At 33.2% G+C, this 16750-nt stretch carries 18 protein-coding genes, 1 tRNA gene and 1 pseudogene; 9 read left to right on the top strand and 11 right to left on the bottom strand.

The window, feature by feature from the left end; genetic code table 11:
- Positions 1–5 precede the first annotated feature (5 nt).
- The 4 genes from AAHN03_RS01770 to coxB are packed head-to-tail and all read right to left on the bottom strand — an operon-like array spanning position 6 to position 3513.
- Entirely contained in the window at positions 6–446 is a 441-nt protein-coding gene (locus AAHN03_RS01770; protein WP_342278906.1) for an RDD family protein, read from the bottom strand.
- Positions 447–450: 4 nt separating this feature from the next.
- Complete coding sequence (gene ctaD, locus AAHN03_RS01775) at positions 451–2067, bottom strand: cytochrome c oxidase subunit I (RefSeq protein ID WP_342278907.1); 1617 nt, start codon at positions 2065–2067, stop codon at positions 451–453.
- 8 nt (positions 2068–2075) lie between these two features.
- Positions 2076–2693 carry a CatB-related O-acetyltransferase gene (locus AAHN03_RS01780; protein WP_342278908.1) on the bottom strand — a complete coding sequence of 206 codons (618 nt, stop codon included), beginning with the start codon at positions 2691–2693 and terminating at the stop codon, positions 2076–2078.
- 10 nt (positions 2694–2703) lie between these two features.
- A complete protein-coding gene (gene coxB / locus AAHN03_RS01785) occupies positions 2704–3513 on the bottom strand; it encodes a cytochrome c oxidase subunit II (protein WP_342278909.1) in 810 nt (269 codons plus the stop codon).
- 184 nt (positions 3514–3697) lie between these two features.
- On the opposite strand from coxB, the gene AAHN03_RS01790 reads away from it, so the two are divergent.
- From AAHN03_RS01790 to AAHN03_RS01800, 3 genes are all read left to right on the top strand, one after another.
- Positions 3698–4450: a YebC/PmpR family DNA-binding transcriptional regulator gene (locus AAHN03_RS01790; protein WP_341762836.1), complete on the top strand. Its 753-nt coding sequence runs from the start codon at positions 3698–3700 to the stop codon at positions 4448–4450.
- A 1-nt stretch (position 4451) separates the two neighbouring features.
- Complete coding sequence (locus AAHN03_RS01795; RefSeq protein WP_342278910.1) at positions 4452–5186, top strand: sugar phosphate nucleotidyltransferase; 735 nt, start codon at positions 4452–4454, stop codon at positions 5184–5186.
- A gap of 357 nt (positions 5187–5543) precedes the next feature.
- Positions 5544–5849, top strand: a complete 306-nt coding sequence (locus AAHN03_RS01800) for a hypothetical protein (RefSeq protein ID WP_341761934.1) — start codon at positions 5544–5546, stop codon at positions 5847–5849.
- A gap of 46 nt (positions 5850–5895) precedes the next feature.
- On the opposite strand, the gene AAHN03_RS01805 is transcribed toward AAHN03_RS01800, so the two are convergent.
- The 5 genes from AAHN03_RS01805 to AAHN03_RS01825 form a co-directional block, all read right to left on the bottom strand.
- Complete coding sequence (locus AAHN03_RS01805) at positions 5896–6123, bottom strand: HU family DNA-binding protein (protein WP_341761935.1); 228 nt, start codon at positions 6121–6123, stop codon at positions 5896–5898.
- Between the two features lie 3 nt (positions 6124–6126).
- A complete protein-coding gene (gene sppA / locus AAHN03_RS01810; protein WP_341761936.1) occupies positions 6127–7041 on the bottom strand; it encodes a signal peptide peptidase SppA in 915 nt (304 codons plus the stop codon).
- Positions 7042–7108: 67 nt separating this feature from the next.
- Positions 7109–7567, bottom strand: coding sequence for an SsrA-binding protein SmpB (smpB, locus tag AAHN03_RS01815; protein WP_342278911.1), 459 nt, complete (start codon positions 7565–7567; stop codon positions 7109–7111).
- Complete coding sequence (gene dapA, locus AAHN03_RS01820) at positions 7554–8450, bottom strand: 4-hydroxy-tetrahydrodipicolinate synthase (protein WP_342278912.1); 897 nt, start codon at positions 8448–8450, stop codon at positions 7554–7556. Before dapA ends, smpB begins: the two co-directional genes overlap by 14 nt.
- Positions 8451–8475: 25 nt before the next feature.
- Positions 8476–9378 (bottom strand): branched-chain amino acid transaminase, encoded by a 903-nt coding sequence (locus AAHN03_RS01825; RefSeq protein WP_342278913.1) that lies wholly within the window; start codon positions 9376–9378, stop codon positions 8476–8478.
- Between the two features lie 62 nt (positions 9379–9440).
- Here AAHN03_RS01825 and AAHN03_RS01830 point away from each other — a divergent pair, with 62 nt between their 5' ends.
- From AAHN03_RS01830 to AAHN03_RS01855, 6 genes and pseudogenes are all read left to right on the top strand, one after another.
- Positions 9441–10121, top strand: a complete 681-nt coding sequence (locus tag AAHN03_RS01830; protein WP_341762841.1) for a response regulator transcription factor — start codon at positions 9441–9443, stop codon at positions 10119–10121.
- Positions 10105–11406 carry a sensor histidine kinase gene (locus AAHN03_RS01835; protein ID WP_342278914.1) on the top strand — a complete coding sequence of 434 codons (1302 nt, stop codon included), beginning with the start codon at positions 10105–10107 and terminating at the stop codon, positions 11404–11406. Before AAHN03_RS01830 ends, AAHN03_RS01835 begins: the two co-directional genes overlap by 17 nt.
- Before the next feature lie 76 nt (positions 11407–11482).
- Positions 11483–12323, top strand: a pseudogene (locus tag AAHN03_RS01840) (IS5 family transposase).
- A 335-nt stretch (positions 12324–12658) separates the two neighbouring features.
- Positions 12659–12985, top strand: a complete 327-nt coding sequence (locus AAHN03_RS01845; protein ID WP_342278326.1) for a nucleotidyltransferase domain-containing protein — start codon at positions 12659–12661, stop codon at positions 12983–12985.
- The gene (locus AAHN03_RS01850; RefSeq protein WP_342278915.1) at positions 12961–13563 is read left to right on the top strand and encodes a HEPN domain-containing protein; all 603 of its coding nucleotides are present in this window, start codon (positions 12961–12963) and stop codon (positions 13561–13563) included. The genes AAHN03_RS01845 and AAHN03_RS01850 overlap by 25 nt, the downstream gene beginning before the upstream one ends.
- 749 nt (positions 13564–14312) lie before the next feature.
- Complete coding sequence (locus AAHN03_RS01855; RefSeq protein ID WP_342278916.1) at positions 14313–15668, top strand: recombinase family protein; 1356 nt, start codon at positions 14313–14315, stop codon at positions 15666–15668.
- 144 nt (positions 15669–15812) lie between these two features.
- On the opposite strand, the gene AAHN03_RS01860 is transcribed toward AAHN03_RS01855, so the two are convergent.
- Both AAHN03_RS01860 and nth read right to left on the bottom strand, forming a co-directional pair.
- A tRNA-Ser gene (locus tag AAHN03_RS01860) sits at positions 15813–15900 on the bottom strand.
- 202 nt (positions 15901–16102) lie between these two features.
- Positions 16103–16741 (bottom strand): endonuclease III, encoded by a 639-nt coding sequence (nth, locus tag AAHN03_RS01865; RefSeq protein WP_341761944.1) that lies wholly within the window; start codon positions 16739–16741, stop codon positions 16103–16105.
- Positions 16742–16750: the final 9 nt, after the last annotated feature.

Here is a 16750-nt window from a genome sequence, read left to right on the forward strand (position 1 = left end):
TAACCTTATCTTCTTACCATCCGAGTACCACAAATTATGTCATGTAAACACTTTTTTTCATCAGTACATATCATGCAGACAATACTTATAATCCCCAATATTACAGTACTACTTATTAGTGCTAATATAATAAATCTAATCAACGCTTTTAAAAAGCTTATTCGTGTACCATCCTCGTTTATGATCTTCATGCCCAATATATAACCGCCAAGAGTTGCTTGCATTGAAGATGACTCAAATATTGCCTCATATATAATTGTTAATGATAGCATTATTAATGTCGGAATGGAAGAATAGGCTAGTGCCTCGGCTATTACTGCACCGTCTAGTAGAGAGTTACTTACTAGTATCATAGTCACACAAATTAGAAAAAAAATAATTAAAATTCGATCCAAAACTACAGCAATAGATCTTCGCCAAAAGCCACAATAGATATATTCATTCATAAAATTATTTTCCTTTATGTGATGTTTCAAAAGTATGAAATGGTGGTGGAGAGGAGATTATCCATTCAAGAGTATCAGCCCCATCACCCCAAGGATTATTTGGGCATTTCTTCCCATATTTCAAAGTATAAATAACAATGAATACAAAATAAAGAGCTGCAATAAATGAAATACTAGCTCCGATAGATGAAACCATATTCCAACCGGCAAAAGCATCAGGATAATCCGGTATTCTTCTTGGCATTCCAGCTAATCCCAAAAAATGCTGAGGGAAAAATGTCAAATTAACACCAATAAAGGTAACCCAAAAATGAATTTTGCCCATCATCTCAGGATATTGCCGCCCGGACATTTTACCAAACCAATAATAGAACCCAGCAAATGCAGTAAATAACGCCCCAAGCGACATAGTGTAATGGAAATGTGCTACAACATAATATGTATCATGTAAAATTCTGTCGATTGCTGAATTTGATAATATTATGCCAGTAACTCCGCCAATAGTAAATAGCAAGATAAACCCTATGGAAAATAACATAGGAGTTTCAAAAGTAATTGATCCTCCCCACATTGTGGCAATCCAGCTAAAGATTTTGATACCAGTAGGTACAGCTATAATCATAGTACCAGCAGTAAAATAGATTAATGCATTGTACGAAAGCCCAACCGTAAACATATGATGAGCCCAAACTATAAAACCAACAAATCCGATAATTACCATAGCTACCACCATACCAAAATAACCGAATATTGGCTTACGGGAGAAAGTAGAGATGACCTGACTGACTATACCAAATCCCGGCAATACTACAATATATACTTCTGGATGACCAAAAAACCAAAATAAATGCTGAAATAATACTGGATCTCCGCCACCATCAGGCTTAAAAAAAGTAGTACCAAAATTTCGATCAGTCAGTAACATGGTTATTGCCCCCCCTAACACAGGAATTGCCAGTATCAACAAGAAGGCAGTAACCAAAATTGACCAAACAAATAAGGGCATTTCAAATAACCCCATACCATCAGTTCTCATATTAAAGATAGTGACAATCATATTAATTGAACCAAGAATGGAGGAAAGCCCTGTAAGATGTAAACTTAAAATAGCCATATCCACAGCAGCCCCAGGATGTCCTACTAGACTACTTAGAGGAGGATAAAATGTCCAACCAGTACCAGCTCCTCCATCAACCAAACCTGACAACATTAACAATATAAAAGCAGGGACAAGTAGCCAAAAACTTATATTATTTAGCCTGGGAAAAGCCATATCCGGGGCACCTATTAAAATTGGTATGAAGTAATTACCAAATCCGCCAAATAAAGCTGGCACAATCATGAAAAATACCATAATTATAGCATGAGCGGTAATTAATACATTGTATAGCTGATAATTACCACCTAGTAGATGCCCGCCGGGTACTGCTAGTTCTAACCTAAAAATAACAGAAAATAATCCACCAACAAGCCCAGCAAATATGGCAAATATAATATACATTACGCCAATATCTTTGTGATTAGTAGAAAAAATCCATCTTTGTAACCCCTTAGGGGTTTCGTGATGATCAGATATTACTTCTGCAAGAGGTCTAGTAGAGGCTTGATCTTTAAGTGTCATAATGGTTACTATTTACATTCTTTAAGTTGATTAATATCTGCCCCTACTATGACCTTGATATTTCTAGTAATTTTATCATAATCCCAATCCCACCATTTTATTTGTACTAACTCATTGATTATATCATCGGAGAATCTTTTTCTAATAATTTTACTAGGATTACCTGCAACGATAGAGTAGGGGGGTACATCCTTGGTAACCACTGCATATGCTACGATAATTGCTCCATCTCCTATTGTTACTCCTGGCATAATGACTGCATTCGTACCAAACCACACATCATTACCAACTACGGTATTTCTTCTTTTATCAAGAGTTGGCGTATAATTGTTCCAATTCTCGAAAATAAAAAATGGATAAGTAGAAAAGCCATCCATTGGGTGATTCACATCATCCATGATGAAAATGGTTCTCATGGCGATAGAACAAAACTTACCGATAATTAATTTACATTCATGGCATCCTATGATATTATTACGCTCAAAATATTCTGGGTGCTGGTTATCATGATAGTAAGTATAATCACCTACCATTATGTTGGGATTGTGAATAAAATGTTTTAAAAATACGGTTTCTTTAACCTGTTTTGCGTAAAGATGTGGATAATGCTTGTTGAAATGTACCATAGTAACTCTTTTATTTAATTGATTTTAAGGCTAATTTTTTGTTAGTCTTCATATTCATAGAAAATTTTGATTTTGCCATAATCAACCAGTTTTGAAATTCTTCCTTACTTACCACTTCAATGGCAATCGGCATAAAACCGTGATTAACACCACAAAGTTCTGAACATTGACCATAATACACGCCTTTTTTGCTAATTTTAGTCCAAGTTTCATTGATTCTTCCAGGAACCGCATCGATCTTTATACCTAACGCTGGTACTGCAAAACTATGTATGACGTCTCCCGCCGTAATTAGAAATTTCACAGTAGTATTTTCTGGTATGATAATACGGTTATCGACATCTAATAAGCGTTTTTGACCAAGTTTTAATTTTTCATCGGTAATTAAATAACTATCAAATTCGATATTATCGTGATCAGGGTATATATAATGCCAATACCACTGATAGCCCACGACCTTAACAGTCATATCTATTTCAGGAATTTTTTCTGCAAAACGTAAAATACGAAATGATGGTATGGCAATAATAACTAAAATTATTATAGGGATTATCGTCCAAATAACTTCAATTAAGATATTATGAGAAAATTTTGCTGGAATAGGGTTGGCTTTTGCATTAAATCTAATACAAACATAGACTAGTAAAATGGTAATAAAGACAACTATTCCTCCTGATATTAACAGTAGGAAATTGTGAAACCCGTGAAGCTCTTCCATCAGAGGGCTTGCTGGAGTTTGTAACAACATTTGCCACGCCTGAGGTTCTGAGGCTAAGCAATTGTGAGCAAATAAAAGATATAAAATTACAAATTTTTTCATATTTGGTATTAGTGGGTTTGATTCTATATGCTATAGTTAGACAATATAAGGCGATATATAGTTTTATTAAAGTAAAAAATAGGGTATAGTGCAAAAACTTGAGGAATTTATCATTGACTTTAAGATGCCTTCTGATACGATTCGACCTACTAATAAGTATACTCAAATGATTTAAGATTACAATATGGCAGGTCATTCAAAATTTAAAAATATTCAGCATCGAAAAGGTACGCAAGATAAGAAAAGGGCGAAAGTTTTTACTAAGCTAATTAGAGAAATTATCACTGCTGCTAAAATGGGAACTGATGTAAGCAATAATCCACGCCTGCGGAGTAGCATAGCTGCAGCACGCAGTCAGAATTTGCCAAAGGATCGAATAGATAAGGCAATAAGTGCAGCAAGTGATTCGAATAATAACGAACATTATACAGAGATTAGATATGAAGGCTTTGCTCCGGGTGGTATTGCAATAATAGTAGAGGCTTTAACTGATAATAAAAATCGCACAGCTGCTGAAATTAGGTCGGCTTTTACTAAATTTGGTGGTAATTTAGGTGAGACTGGAAGTAGCAGTTATATGTTTGACCATCTTGGAGTAATACAATACCCAGTGGAATTAACATCGGCAGAATCTATATTGGAAAGTAGCCTAGAGGCTGGGGCAAAAGATGTGATTTCTGAAGAAGATGCGTATTTAATCTATACAGATATTGAGGATTTTGTACAAACTCTTGAATCTTTGACTAATAAATATGGACCTCCTGAGGAATCCTATATCGGTTGGATTCCTCAGAATATCATGATTATAGAAGATAAAGATAAGGCAGAGAAGCTATTAAAATTAGTGGATCTTTTAGAAGAAAGCGATGACGTACAAAAAGTTTTTGGTAATTATGAATTATCTGATGCAATTTATCAAGCTATGAAGGATATTTAATATGGATTGCCAAATTATTGTTCTAGCTGCTGGTAATGGTAGAAGAATGGAATCTTCGTTACCAAAAGTAATGCATGAAGTTGGTGGTAGACCTATGCTTGATAGGGTGCTAACAAATGCCAAAAAAGTGACTAACGATGTTATCTTAGTTCACTCATTGCAATTAGAAAAATATATTTCTTCTTATAAAGAGGTTTGTAAATTTGCATTGCAGATAGAACGATTGGGTACTGCTCATGCGGTATATACTGCTTTAGACTTAGTTGATGACAATAAAATTGTAGCAGTGCTTTACGGAGATAATCCTTTAATCACCGCAAATATTATTAACGATTTATTAGACCACCTAATTTCTACAAATTCAGCCATTACAACGTTATGCTTTAGACGTGATAACCCGGGACAATATGGACGAATAGTTACTGATGAACTAGGAAATTTTTTAAAAATTGTGGAATTTAAAGAGGCAACGAGTGAAGAACAAGCTATAACAATTTGTAATTCTGGTATTATGGCTTTTGAAGCTGGTATATTAAAAAAATATTTACCTACTATTTTTTTAGGTAAGGTTGATAGATCAAAAGAGTTATATTTGACCGCCCTTGTAAAAATAGCTAAGGATAGCGGAGAAAAAGTATCATATTTGCTATCTTCAGACCACGACATAGTGCTTGGAGTAAATACTAAACAGGAGCTAGAAGAAGCTAATAAAACTATTGCTAAGTTAATGGGCTAGGTAATACACACAAAATTCTTCAACGTCATTGTGAGGAGTCGTGAAAAAGCGGCGACGCGGCAATCTAGGATACGCGAAGCGTATTAGAAAAAACAGCTTCTTGTTTACTTGGATCGCCACGGCATCTAACGGTGTCTTGCGATGACGGTTATACAAAAAATGTAGGGTACTATGCCATGTGAGACGCGATACTAAAACATTTTCAATACAAACATATTTCTAAAAAATATAGTTTTTATTGAGTGTTTTAATGTTACAAATTAACCTCAAACGTTAAATTAATTGGCAACTTGGGTTAAAGAATTAGATGTAGACGTTGATTACAGCCTAATTTGAGTAAGTAAAAAGTCAAAAAATATGCCAAACCCAATAACTTACACAATAGAAAACTTAAGCGATGCACGAGAGTTCTTATCCAAATTCCATAATCCGGTTATTTTAACTAACAAAAGTGGTAGCACGAGATATTACGGTATGCTAGTGTGGGATTATATTTTTAAAAAACTAATTGAAGAATTTCCCCAAATCGTAAAAATTATTGTTAATGTAGGAAACGATCACGCAGCTTTATTTACCGCTATCAAACTTAATTACCAAAATATAGTTTATACTGGTAAATCAGCAGAGGCTAGGAAGTTGGCTTTGGCTAATAGTATAACATGAGAACGCGAATTCGGGATAAGAATTATTCCCTCCCTTTTCCAAAAGCCTAGCGATGTCCACGATAATAGACAGTTTTATATGACCGCTCACTATTGGGAAATTTCCGCTCCCTAATTGAGAAGCTACCGAAGCCTCTAATTTCAATACGATTTTGCTCAGCGAGGCTAGACTGTAAATAATCAAATACCAAATCTATAGAATCTTTTATATCTTCCTTAGAAAGATAATTAAGTTCCTTAGATATTTTATCCACTAAATCAGACTTTCTTGCCATAAATTAAAAAATTGCTTTTATCCCTTGAAATTTATTTTTAAAAAAACTTGGTAAAACACTATCAAAATCCTCCATAATAATTTCAAGAAATTTTGATTTCGGTTTTATTTTAAATTCTTTTACCTTCAAATCTTTATTAATTTTTTTGACTTCCTGTAACCATTTAATCGCATCATCCTCAGAACCCAGAGCATCAACAAGTTTTAGTTTCAAAGCTTGGCGACCAGAATATATCCGACCATCAGCTATTTTTTTAACTTCTTCAATTGCTAATCCCCTTCTTAAAGCAACGAGTTCAATAAAATAATCATAAGTATCCTGTACATTAGACATTATAGCCTGACGAACAGCTTCTGTAACTTTCTCAGTAGGATTAGGAGCGGCTTTTAATTCCCCGGATTTAAAATTATTGAAGGTAATACCTAGTGTCTTTGCTAAATCTGTGACTTCTAGAGTTTGGAGAATCACACCAATTGAGCCAGTAATCGTTCCATTATGACTAATTATGTAATCCCCTCCTAATGATATCAAATATCCTCCACTCGCTGCCAATGTACCCATAACAATCACTACCGGTTTTTTTGCTGATATTTTTCTGAGTATATTGTAAATTTTCTCTGATCCAACCACAGTTCCACCAGGAGAATTGACATTAACAATTAGAGCATTAATCTTATCATCATCAATGATTTTCTCCAATCTTTTATCACGTTTTGTATCCTCAAAAATTATATCTTCTATTGAAACTGCAGCTATATAGTTACTATTAGTAGTTACATATTCAGAACTTGACAAATCAAATTTCTTAATCATCACAACAATTAAAACTATAAACATTAAAATTGTTGCTAACTTCCACAGCCTTAATTTTAATTTATTTTGCTTTCTTTCAATTATGTAGTCAGGAGTTATTGTCATTAACTTTACCTATTTGTTTATATGGAAGTATAATGGGTGCTTTAGGCTCTAAGAAGTCAATTTTATCCTACTTCGCACGCATAATCCGTCCCTGATCCCTCTTCCAATCTTGTTCTTTAATAGATTGTCTTTTATCATGTAATTTTTTACCTTTTGCTATACCTAACTCAACTTTTACTTTATTTTTTTTATTGAAATATAAAGAAAGAGCAACAAGAGTGTAGCCCTTTAGGCGAATTTTACCAATTATTTTCTTTATTTCACTAGAATTAAGAAGCAACTTACGAGTCCTTCTAGTCGAATGATTAAATCTGTTAGCTTTGTCATATTCCGCAATATAGCAATTATATAAAAACACTTCATTTGCAGAATTTTCTGCATGACTATCTTCTATACTAGCTTTTCCTTGACGCAGCGATTTAACTTCACTCCCGGTTAATATTATGCCAGCTTCAATTTTTTCTTCAATAAAGTAATTGAAATATGCTTTTTTATTTTGTGCTATTATTTTCTTATATTCCGACATAGTCCATAGCTTTATTTACTTTTTCCTCAGTAACTTTCAACGCTGAAGTTAAAGGAAGCCTTAACTCGTTAGAACATAATCCTAATCTGCACGCTGCATATTTCACTGGTATTGGGTTTGTTTCTGCAAATAATGCTTTATATAAGGGTAGTAACTGCTGCTCTATTCGCAGAGCTTCTTTATAATTACCAGCATGACAATTATCCTGTAATTTCTTGCACAAACTAGGTGCTATATTAGAGGCAACAGAAACGCACCCTACTCCTGATTGAGCATTATAAGATAACGCTATTCCATCATTACCACACAATAAGTTAAAATCTTTGCTTACAGCAGCCTTAATTCTCAAAGGACGTTCTAAATCATTACCTGCATCTTTAAAAGCTACAATACGTGGTAGTTTACTGAGCCTAACTATCGTGTCATCTGAAAAGTCAACCACAGTTCTACTAGGTACTGAATACAGCATTATGGGCAAATTACTTGCCCTATCTATAGAAGCATTATGTATAGCTTCAAAATGTAAATAAATTCCTTCTTGCATGGGTTTTACGTAAGAAGGAATACTACACATAAGCCCATCAACAGGAATTTTTGTACATATTTTTATCATATCTATAGCTATACTGGTAGTAATAGCGGAACAACCTGCTATTATTTGGGTACGGTTTTTAGTAATTTCTACAGCCATTTCTAACAAAGATTGATATTCCTGTAAACTTAAGCTAGACCCTTCACCAGTAGAACCAGCAATCACTACTCCATCAACTTTATTATCAATTTGATAGTTAAGTATTTTCTCCAAAGAAACAAAATCTAATTTATTATCCTTAAACGGGGTTATAATGGCTGTAATAAGACCTTTAAATATATTATTGTTCATCGCATCAATTCCATTATATCACTATTTATTTACGCACTAAGCTATTATATTCTTTTTTTAACAAATTAGTAATTTTACTATCTTCAAAGATAATATTTTGATCACCACGGTTAATCGATTTAATCCCCTTAACTTCTGCAGCTGTACCAGTCATAAAACATTCATTAAACTCCCCTAACCTATCTAGAGTTATGTACTCTTCCTTAACCTCAAGATTTAACTCTTTAGCAAGTTTTATAACTGTTTGACGCGTTATGCCATTTAAAAAACTATCAGCTATCGGTGTAAATAATTGCTCTCCTTTTACAAAAAAGATATTTGTAGTAGTACATTCAGCAATAAATCCTCGCCAATCTAATAGAACTGCATCACTATAACCCAAAGACTTAGCTTCTTTTTGGCATACTATCATCATATTGTAATGTCCTGATGATTTACACTGTGGCGGCAGTGAGTTTGGATGGCATTTCCGCCAACGTGCAATATGCAAACTTAAATCATCAGAAGGTCTAGGAGTTGATGGAACAGCAGCAATTAATAAATTAACCGATAAATTTACATTAGTTAGATTAAGAGATTCACTACCATACCAAATTAAAGGACGAACATACGCATCTTTAATATTATTTTTTTCTATAAGTAAGTGATGAGCTTTTATAATATCTTCAAAACTATATGGTATTTCCATAGCTAAAGTTTGTGCCGATTCTATCAAACGCTGTGTATGTTCTTCTAATTTAAAAATTTTTCCATCATAGGCTTTTTCTCCCTCAAAAACTCCACCAGAATAATGTAAACTATGAGTAAGAACATGTATGTTAGCTTCTTGCCAAGCAATAAAATTACCATTAATCCAAATATAACCTGATAATTGTTTAAGGTTTCTAGGTCGCTCTTCTACAATTATATTTTCTTGTGTTATTATCATTGTCAACCTTCCATTATTAAGTTAATATATTTTCACTACTTATAAATACCGAAACTTTATTTATGCAAAGCCCTAAGCCTCACATTCTTGTAGTCGATGATGATACTAGAATACAAAAACTTTTAAAACAGTTTTTGTATAAAAACGACTTTTTAGTATCAACAGCAGCTTCTGTCCAAGAAGCTGAGGAACTATTAAAATCCTCTATCTATGACTTAATTATTCTAGACGTTATGTTGCCGAATGTTACAGGACTTGATTTTGCCCATACTATAAGATCAAGTAAAAACCTTATACCAATTGTTATGCTAACTGCACTATCACAACCAAGTGATCGTATCAAGGGATTAGAATCCGGTGCATCTGATTATCTGACCAAACCTTTCGAACCGAAAGAATTATTACTCAGGATTAATAACCTATTAAATAGCTATAATAATTATAAAAAACAAGATAAAATCAAGCGATTCGGCAATAATTATTATAATTTAGAATCAAAGGAATTTATAAAAAATAATCAACCTGTACAATTGAGTTCTACAGAACAAAAATTGCTAGAAGTATTATTAAAACACAATGGACAAGAAATGAAACGTGATGAGTTGTCAAAAATAATGGGAGGGCTTAGCCCTCGTTCTATCGACGTACAAATTGTCAGAATAAGAAGTAAGATTGAAGATGACCCTAAAGAACCAAAATATCTAAAAACCATACGGAATAGCGGTTATGCTATTTATACATAAACTTATACCACAAACTTTACTGGCTAGATTTGTTCTCATTATTATTGTTCCAACATTAATAGGACAAATTCTAGCAGTGTTTTTGTTCTATGATCGTCACTGGTATAATGTTTCTTATTATACTAGCAATATTATTGCTAATGAAATTATTTCCCTTCTTGAACAAAACGACAATAATCTATTAGAAAAAAACACAACAGAGACAAATTATTTAAATTTGTCGTATCAGTTTCATCAAGAATTAAACTTGCCACGCAAACAACCTAGAATTAGTGAAGAATTAGAGATTTTTAAAAATATTATTAACGTAAAAATTAATAAGAAAAATATAGTAAAGATTAATGATTCAAAAAGAATTGAAGTATTACTCCAATTAACCGATGGTTTACTAAAAATAACTTTCCCCGCAAAATTATTGATGAATCCAACTGCTTACATTTTTGTTCTATGGTTAATCTTCTTAACTATTTTACTACTTTCTGTTTCCTTAATCTTCTCTAAAAAGCAAATTAACTCCATTTTAACTCTTGCAGATGCTGCTGATCAATTCGGACAAGGAATTACAAGATTACCAACATTTAAACCTTCTGGTGCAAAAGAAATTAAAAAGGCTGGTATTGCTTTTCTTAAAATGAAAGAACGAATTGAAAAACAAATCACTAAAAGAACTAGAATGTTAGCTATGATTTCACATGATTTATGTACTCCTTTAACTAGAATGAAATTACAACTGGAGTTAATGAACAAATCTGAAGAAACAGAAGGTCTTAAGGAAGATATACTTACCATGCAACAAATGATAAAATCATACCTTGACTTTGCTAAGGGTGAAAATGGTGAAGAAGCTCAAATAATTGAGTTATCTTCTTGGCTGTCTACTATCATAAATAAATGGTCTGTTGCCAATATTGAGCTGCTTGCAACAGAGCAGATAATAGCACAAATCAAGCCTATCAACTTTGAACGTGCAATATCTAACGTAATAAGTAATGCTATAAAATATTCTACAAAAATAAGAATTACTGTATATTCTAGTTCTACTAATGCCATAATAAAAATTGAAGATAATGGTATTGGCATAAAGGATGCAGAGAAATTATTAGTGTTTAAAGCATTTTATCGTTCAGATAAGTCACGCCCACTTAATAATTCAGGTAATGTTGGACTTGGTCTTGCTATTACTAAAGAAATAATCATTGATCATAATGGAACAATATCCTTGCAGGATAGTAAAAATTTAGGTGGTTTATTGGTTGAAATTTCGCTACCTAACCTCAAGTGTTGATGTAAGAGCTTGTCATCAAACTAAAATTAAGGTATGATGAAGTGAACAAAGTATTATTAGTAAGAAGTATAGAAGAATGAGCAGAAAAAATTATCCAACAGATTTAACAGATGAAGAATGGTTAAGGATAGAGGGGTTGTTTCAAGTATCGTATGTAAAGGGAGGTAGACCTTTAAAACATAGCAAAAGAGAGATTTTGAATGCAATTTTTTATGTATTACGTACTGGGTGTCAGTGGAGATATATGCCGCATGACTTTCCAATTTGGAAGACAGTATATGAACAATTTAGAAGATGGAAGAAGCAAGGTGTATTTAACGTATAAACCATGAACTTATCAAGGATGTTAGAAGAAAATTAGGTAGAAATGAGTATCCTAGTGCTTGCATAATAGATAGTCAGTCTGTCAAGACAACAGAAAAAGTGGAGCTAAAGGTTATGATGGAGCTAAGAAAATTAAGGGCAGAAAGAGGCATATTATTACCGATACACAAGGCTTTGTGTTAGGTTGTTATGTCGGTTCTGCGAATGAGAATGATCGATACGGAGCTACAGTGCTACTCAGTAACATGCAAAAAGAGTACACTACTATTAAACAAATGTGGTCTGATATGGGGTATCAGTCTAAAGATTTAAAGGATCTCATTAAGGAAAAGTATAACATAGATTTAGAAATTGTTAAACGACCAGTGTGCAGATTTTGGATACCAAAAAATACACCACTAGAACTATTGCCAACAAGGGAAGTTGGGTTTAAAGTACAGCCAAGGCGATGGGTTGTTGAGAGAACCTTTGCTTGGATAAATAGAAATAGAAGGCTCTCCAAGGAGTATGATTTTCTTACTGATTCTAGTGAAAATATAATTTTTTTGGCTATGAGTCGATTACTTCTTCGTAGGATTACTTCTATTACTTAGTTTGCGGACAAGCTCTTAATACAAGTAGCGATACCGCGGAAAAATGCATGTACTATTGTTGGTGAGAACTATGAAGTATATGATTCATAAGGGAGTTTGGGCTTGTGTAATTCATAGACTTTGTTACAAAATAGTAAATATATTAATGTGGTTAAAAAGGTATCTATTACACTAGAAAAGAGCATGTTTTGCTTGCAACAATATCACGGTACTCAAATGCAATCTTAAATGTTATAGAAAAGATTTCTTGTATATAGGTGAATTTGCAAAATTCTTTTTGCAATATCTATGCCGATTGTAGTAATCTACATTATAGATAGCTGCATTACAAATATATGAAAACTGTTTTACCTGAACGCTCCCTGATAATTCAAGAAAGACTTGATAATATCGTCAAAGAAATTCTCGCTGTATCAAAGCACAAGATTGCGATGATTATTTTATTTGGCTCTTATGCTAGAGGAGATTGGGTACAAGATGAGTATAAAAAAGGTCACATTACCTACAGCTATCAAAGTGATCTCGATATTATGTTAGTCATGAAGAAAGGCAAACATGCCGGTCTTGCAGGGTTATCCATAGAAGATAAAATAGAAAAAAGGTTAGAAAAAAAATCATTAAGAAGTCCTTTTGAATTATGGGTAACTTTGAATTATGGGTAACTTTGGTGCTAGAATCAATTAAGACGGTAAATAGTCAGTTAGAGAAGGGGCATTATTTCTTTTCCGATATAAAAAAAGAAGGAATTCTCTTATATGATAGTGGTGAATTTCAGCTGGCGGAAGCTAAAAACTTACCCTGGGGAGAAAGAAGACAAATAGCTAAAGAGGATTATGAGTATTGGTTTGAAAGAGGTGTAGAGTGTATAGATGCAAGTAATATATTTTTACAAAGAAATAGCCTTAATAAGTGTGCTTTTGAGTTACACCAAGCTACTGAGTGTTTTTATAATGCTATCCTGTTAGTCTTTTCTGGCTATAAACCTAAACTACACGATATAAGAAAATTAGGTAGTATAGCCGGAAATTACAATGAAGAATTACGGCAGATATTTCCTCATTCTAGCGTTGAGCAAAGGCAATGTTTTAGATTACTTGAACAGGCTTATGTTGAGGCTCGCTATAACAAAGATTATAGAATAACTAAAGAACAGCTACTTTACCTTATTGATAGAGTTAAAAAATTAAAAACAGTGACGGAAAAAATTTGCTTGGAAAGGATTAATAAAGAGATAATTTAAGCTCCTTAATATAGACAAAGTAAGTCTATAAACGCGATGACCTATAAGTTTAAGATATTGGGGTGTTAGATGTAGTAGTTTTGTTTATTATTATTTCCAAGTGTCCGTATGACTAACCCATTCCTCAGTATTACCTATCCTTTCATCTGCTAATTTAGCTAATATTTTATCCTCTTGAAGTTCCAAACTAGTTATAATAAGATATTTTGCTACTTATAGATAAGAACTCTTTGTTGATTTTAGCAAGACCTGCAATTTCATCAAATATTTTTTTGTCAAGATCACTCCAATTTATTTGTTATGACTCAATTGTATCATATCTGATACAGAATATCAATAAGGTGATCGATGTAAACAGTGGCATTCGGTTAAGTTTTTAACTTATCTATTTTAAAGCAAACCCATATAAATAAAAAAGCCCATATTTAGACTTGGAGAGTAATAATCAAAAGTACTCCAAAATACGCAAGAATACTAAAAAGCGTTGTGCGAGCCTTGAAATAGCTAAATAAGGGTATCTATGATAAACCACTTCATAAAGTTACTCCTGCTACGAGTTAAAACAATTATTTTTACAATAACCAAAAATTATTAATGCTAAATAAATGTTACACTTGGCTCTAATACTGAAGGAGATGGGGTAATTTAATAATAATTCAACTTGACTTGTGCGGTGCTTGATATATCTCTGCTCTTTGAGTACATACTACTTTCTAATTAAAGCAAAATTTATTATCTAAGGAGAAAATATGACAGACAAAGCAACAAAATCAATAATTTTAGTTCGTGTTTCAACAAGGGAGCAAGAAGAAGGGTATTCAATTGAAGCTCAAAAATATAGATTAGTAGAATATTGCCAACGTAAAAATCTTGAAGTTATCGAAACTTTTGAAATTATCGAATCTTCAAGCAGAGGTGATCGCAAACAATTTAAAGAGATGATCAAATTTGCTAAAAGCCATAGAGAAACAATTGCTATAGTTGCTGATAAAGTAGATCGAGTACAAAGAAGAATCTCAGAAATTTCATTACTAGAAGAACCAATAAAAGCTGGTAAGATAGAATTACATTTTAGAACAGAAGGTTACATAATAGATAAAGATTCTCAGTCTCATGCAAAGCTAATGTGGGGAATGAACGTATTGATGGCACAATCTTACGTTGATAGTTTAAGTGATAACGTTAAAAGAAGCCTAGATCATAAATTGCGTAAAGGAGAGTGGATAGGGCCAGCTCCTCTTGGTTACCTAAATAGTCGAGATGAAAGAGGAAACAGTATAGTAATTCTCGATCCTGTAAGAGGTTCTATCATAAAAAAACTCTTTGAAGAATATACAACAGGAATGTATACTCTTAATTATTTGACTGAAAAAGCTAAGGATCTTGGTCTTAGAAGCAAAAACAATTGCTACGTCAATAAAACAGTAGTGCATCGCATGATCCAACAACCATTTTATTACGGTGAAATGAGAGTAAAAGGAGAGATGTGGTCACATGGTTACCAAGCAATTATAATAAAAGAGACTTTTATGGCATGTAAAGATGTACGTTTAGGGTGGAAGAAGAAGCCTTTTAAATATGGTGGTAAGGATTTTCTTTTTAGAGGATTAATCACCTGTGCAGTAACTGGTAAAGTTGTAACAGCTGAAACTCACAGCAAAACATATTCAGATGGCAAAGTGGACGAATGGACTTATTTAGGTACATGGGATCCAAAGAATCCAAACAAAAAGATTTATGTAAGAGAAGATGAGGTTTTAAAGCAGGTAGAAGAGGTTTTTAAAAGAATAGGTATAAGAGAGCCAGAAATGCTAAAAGAGACTCTAGCCTATTTAAAAAACACAAATGAGCTAAAGAAAGATGAGCATGGGCAAGCAACAGCTGCTTTAAAGAAAGAACATACCGAAAATGAGAATAGATTAAATTCATTAATAGATTTGCGACTCAATGGAGAACTTAGTACAGAAGAATTTCAAAGAAAAAAACAACAATTAAAAGATCGCCAATATGAAATCGCTCGTTTAATTAAAGTTTATGAGGAAGCAGACGATAAATTTACTGATACCGCTACAACGCTAATAACTCTAGCATCGCAAGGCCTATGAAACTTTTAAAGGTTCTGAAAGCCCTCAAAAACGCAAAATGATAAATTTCGTATTTCAGAACCTTAAACGTCAGGGGCAAAAAACTTGAGACCTCTCTACGTTTTCCGTTCGATATTTTTGAAAAAACGACGACTTGTACCACAGTGGCGGAGAGGAGGGGATTTGAACCCCTGACACGTTACCGTGAACACGCTTTCCAGGCGAGCGCCTTAAACCACTCGGCCACCTCTCCATCTATAGGAATTCAGAATAACAAGTTACATCAGATTCGGTTAACTACGTAAACAATAGGTTTGGTATACTATTCGTCTTTAAAGTGTTAGCATTGTCTTACTATCGGGACTTTGCGTACTCACATACTAAATATACGATTAGTTAACTTGCCACTCGTACTCCTAGCCAATTCTTTAAAGCAGAAGTGTATCTACAGTTTGCTACTTCAGAAAATTATTAGCATAATACTCACAATATTCTTTAACTGGGCAAGCAGGGCAATTTGGTACTCGTGCTTTGCAAATATACCTACCAAGTAATATCAACCAGTGATGAGCATGTTGTAACCATTTTATATCGATAACTTTAACTAATTCAAGTTCTACTTTTTTGGGAGTATTACTATTTGCCAGTCCTAATCTTTTAGAAACTCTAAATACATGTGTATCAACTGCGATAGTTGACTTACCAAAGAGGCAATTCAATACTACATTAGCAGTTTTTCTTCCGACACCTGGCAATTTAATTAAGTCATCAAAATTGTTAGGTACTTTGCTGTCATACTTATCTATCAAAATTCGACAAAGTGCAACAATATTTTTTGCTTTGGTTATAAATAAACCTATTGATCTTATATAAGTTCTTACCCCTTCTTCCCCGAGTTCTAATATTTTTTCTGGTGTATTATACTTCACAAACAATAATCTAGTTGCTTTATTAACTGAAACATCAGTTGCTTGTGCGGATAATATCACCGCTACTAATAGAGTAAAATTATTAACATATTCTAGTTCCGTTCGGGGAGTAGGATTATTTTGGCTTAAAATTTCAAAAATTTTATCAACTATTTGAGCTTGCATAATATAACA

Source organism: Candidatus Tisiphia endosymbiont of Myopa tessellatipennis (genome assembly GCF_964031105.1).
GTDB lineage: Bacteria > Pseudomonadota > Alphaproteobacteria > Rickettsiales > Rickettsiaceae > Tisiphia.

Excerpts from the sequence above, each read along its gene's own strand:
- AAHN03_RS01850 (WP_342278915.1), top strand. The coding sequence starts at position 12,961 with ATGGGTAACTTTGAATTATGGGTAACTTTGGTGCTAGAATCAATTAAG.
- AAHN03_RS01770 (WP_342278906.1), bottom strand. The coding sequence starts at position 446 with ATGAATGAATATATCTATTGTGGCTTTTGGCGAAGATCTATTGCTGTA.
- AAHN03_RS01830 (WP_341762841.1), top strand. The coding sequence starts at position 9,441 with ATGCAAAGCCCTAAGCCTCACATTCTTGTAGTCGATGATGATACTAGA.
- AAHN03_RS01845 (WP_342278326.1), top strand. The coding sequence starts at position 12,659 with ATGAAAACTGTTTTACCTGAACGCTCCCTGATAATTCAAGAAAGACTT.
- coxB (WP_342278909.1), bottom strand. The coding sequence starts at position 3,513 with ATGAAAAAATTTGTAATTTTATATCTTTTATTTGCTCACAATTGCTTA.
- AAHN03_RS01855 (WP_342278916.1), top strand. The coding sequence starts at position 14,313 with ATGACAGACAAAGCAACAAAATCAATAATTTTAGTTCGTGTTTCAACA.
- ctaD (WP_342278907.1), bottom strand. The coding sequence starts at position 2,067 with ATGACACTTAAAGATCAAGCCTCTACTAGACCTCTTGCAGAAGTAATA.
- AAHN03_RS01800 (WP_341761934.1), top strand. The coding sequence starts at position 5,544 with ATGCCAAACCCAATAACTTACACAATAGAAAACTTAAGCGATGCACGA.
- sppA (WP_341761936.1), bottom strand. The coding sequence starts at position 7,041 with ATGACAATAACTCCTGACTACATAATTGAAAGAAAGCAAAATAAATTA.
- smpB (WP_342278911.1), bottom strand. The coding sequence starts at position 7,567 with ATGTCGGAATATAAGAAAATAATAGCACAAAATAAAAAAGCATATTTC.
- dapA (WP_342278912.1), bottom strand. The coding sequence starts at position 8,450 with ATGAACAATAATATATTTAAAGGTCTTATTACAGCCATTATAACCCCG.
- AAHN03_RS01780 (WP_342278908.1), bottom strand. The coding sequence starts at position 2,693 with ATGGTACATTTCAACAAGCATTATCCACATCTTTACGCAAAACAGGTT.
- AAHN03_RS01835 (WP_342278914.1), top strand. The coding sequence starts at position 10,105 with ATGCTATTTATACATAAACTTATACCACAAACTTTACTGGCTAGATTT.
- AAHN03_RS01795 (WP_342278910.1), top strand. The coding sequence starts at position 4,452 with ATGGATTGCCAAATTATTGTTCTAGCTGCTGGTAATGGTAGAAGAATG.
- nth (WP_341761944.1), bottom strand. The coding sequence starts at position 16,741 with ATGCAAGCTCAAATAGTTGATAAAATTTTTGAAATTTTAAGCCAAAAT.
- AAHN03_RS01805 (WP_341761935.1), bottom strand. The coding sequence starts at position 6,123 with ATGGCAAGAAAGTCTGATTTAGTGGATAAAATATCTAAGGAACTTAAT.
- AAHN03_RS01825 (WP_342278913.1), bottom strand. The coding sequence starts at position 9,378 with ATGATAATAACACAAGAAAATATAATTGTAGAAGAGCGACCTAGAAAC.
- AAHN03_RS01790 (WP_341762836.1), top strand. The coding sequence starts at position 3,698 with ATGGCAGGTCATTCAAAATTTAAAAATATTCAGCATCGAAAAGGTACG.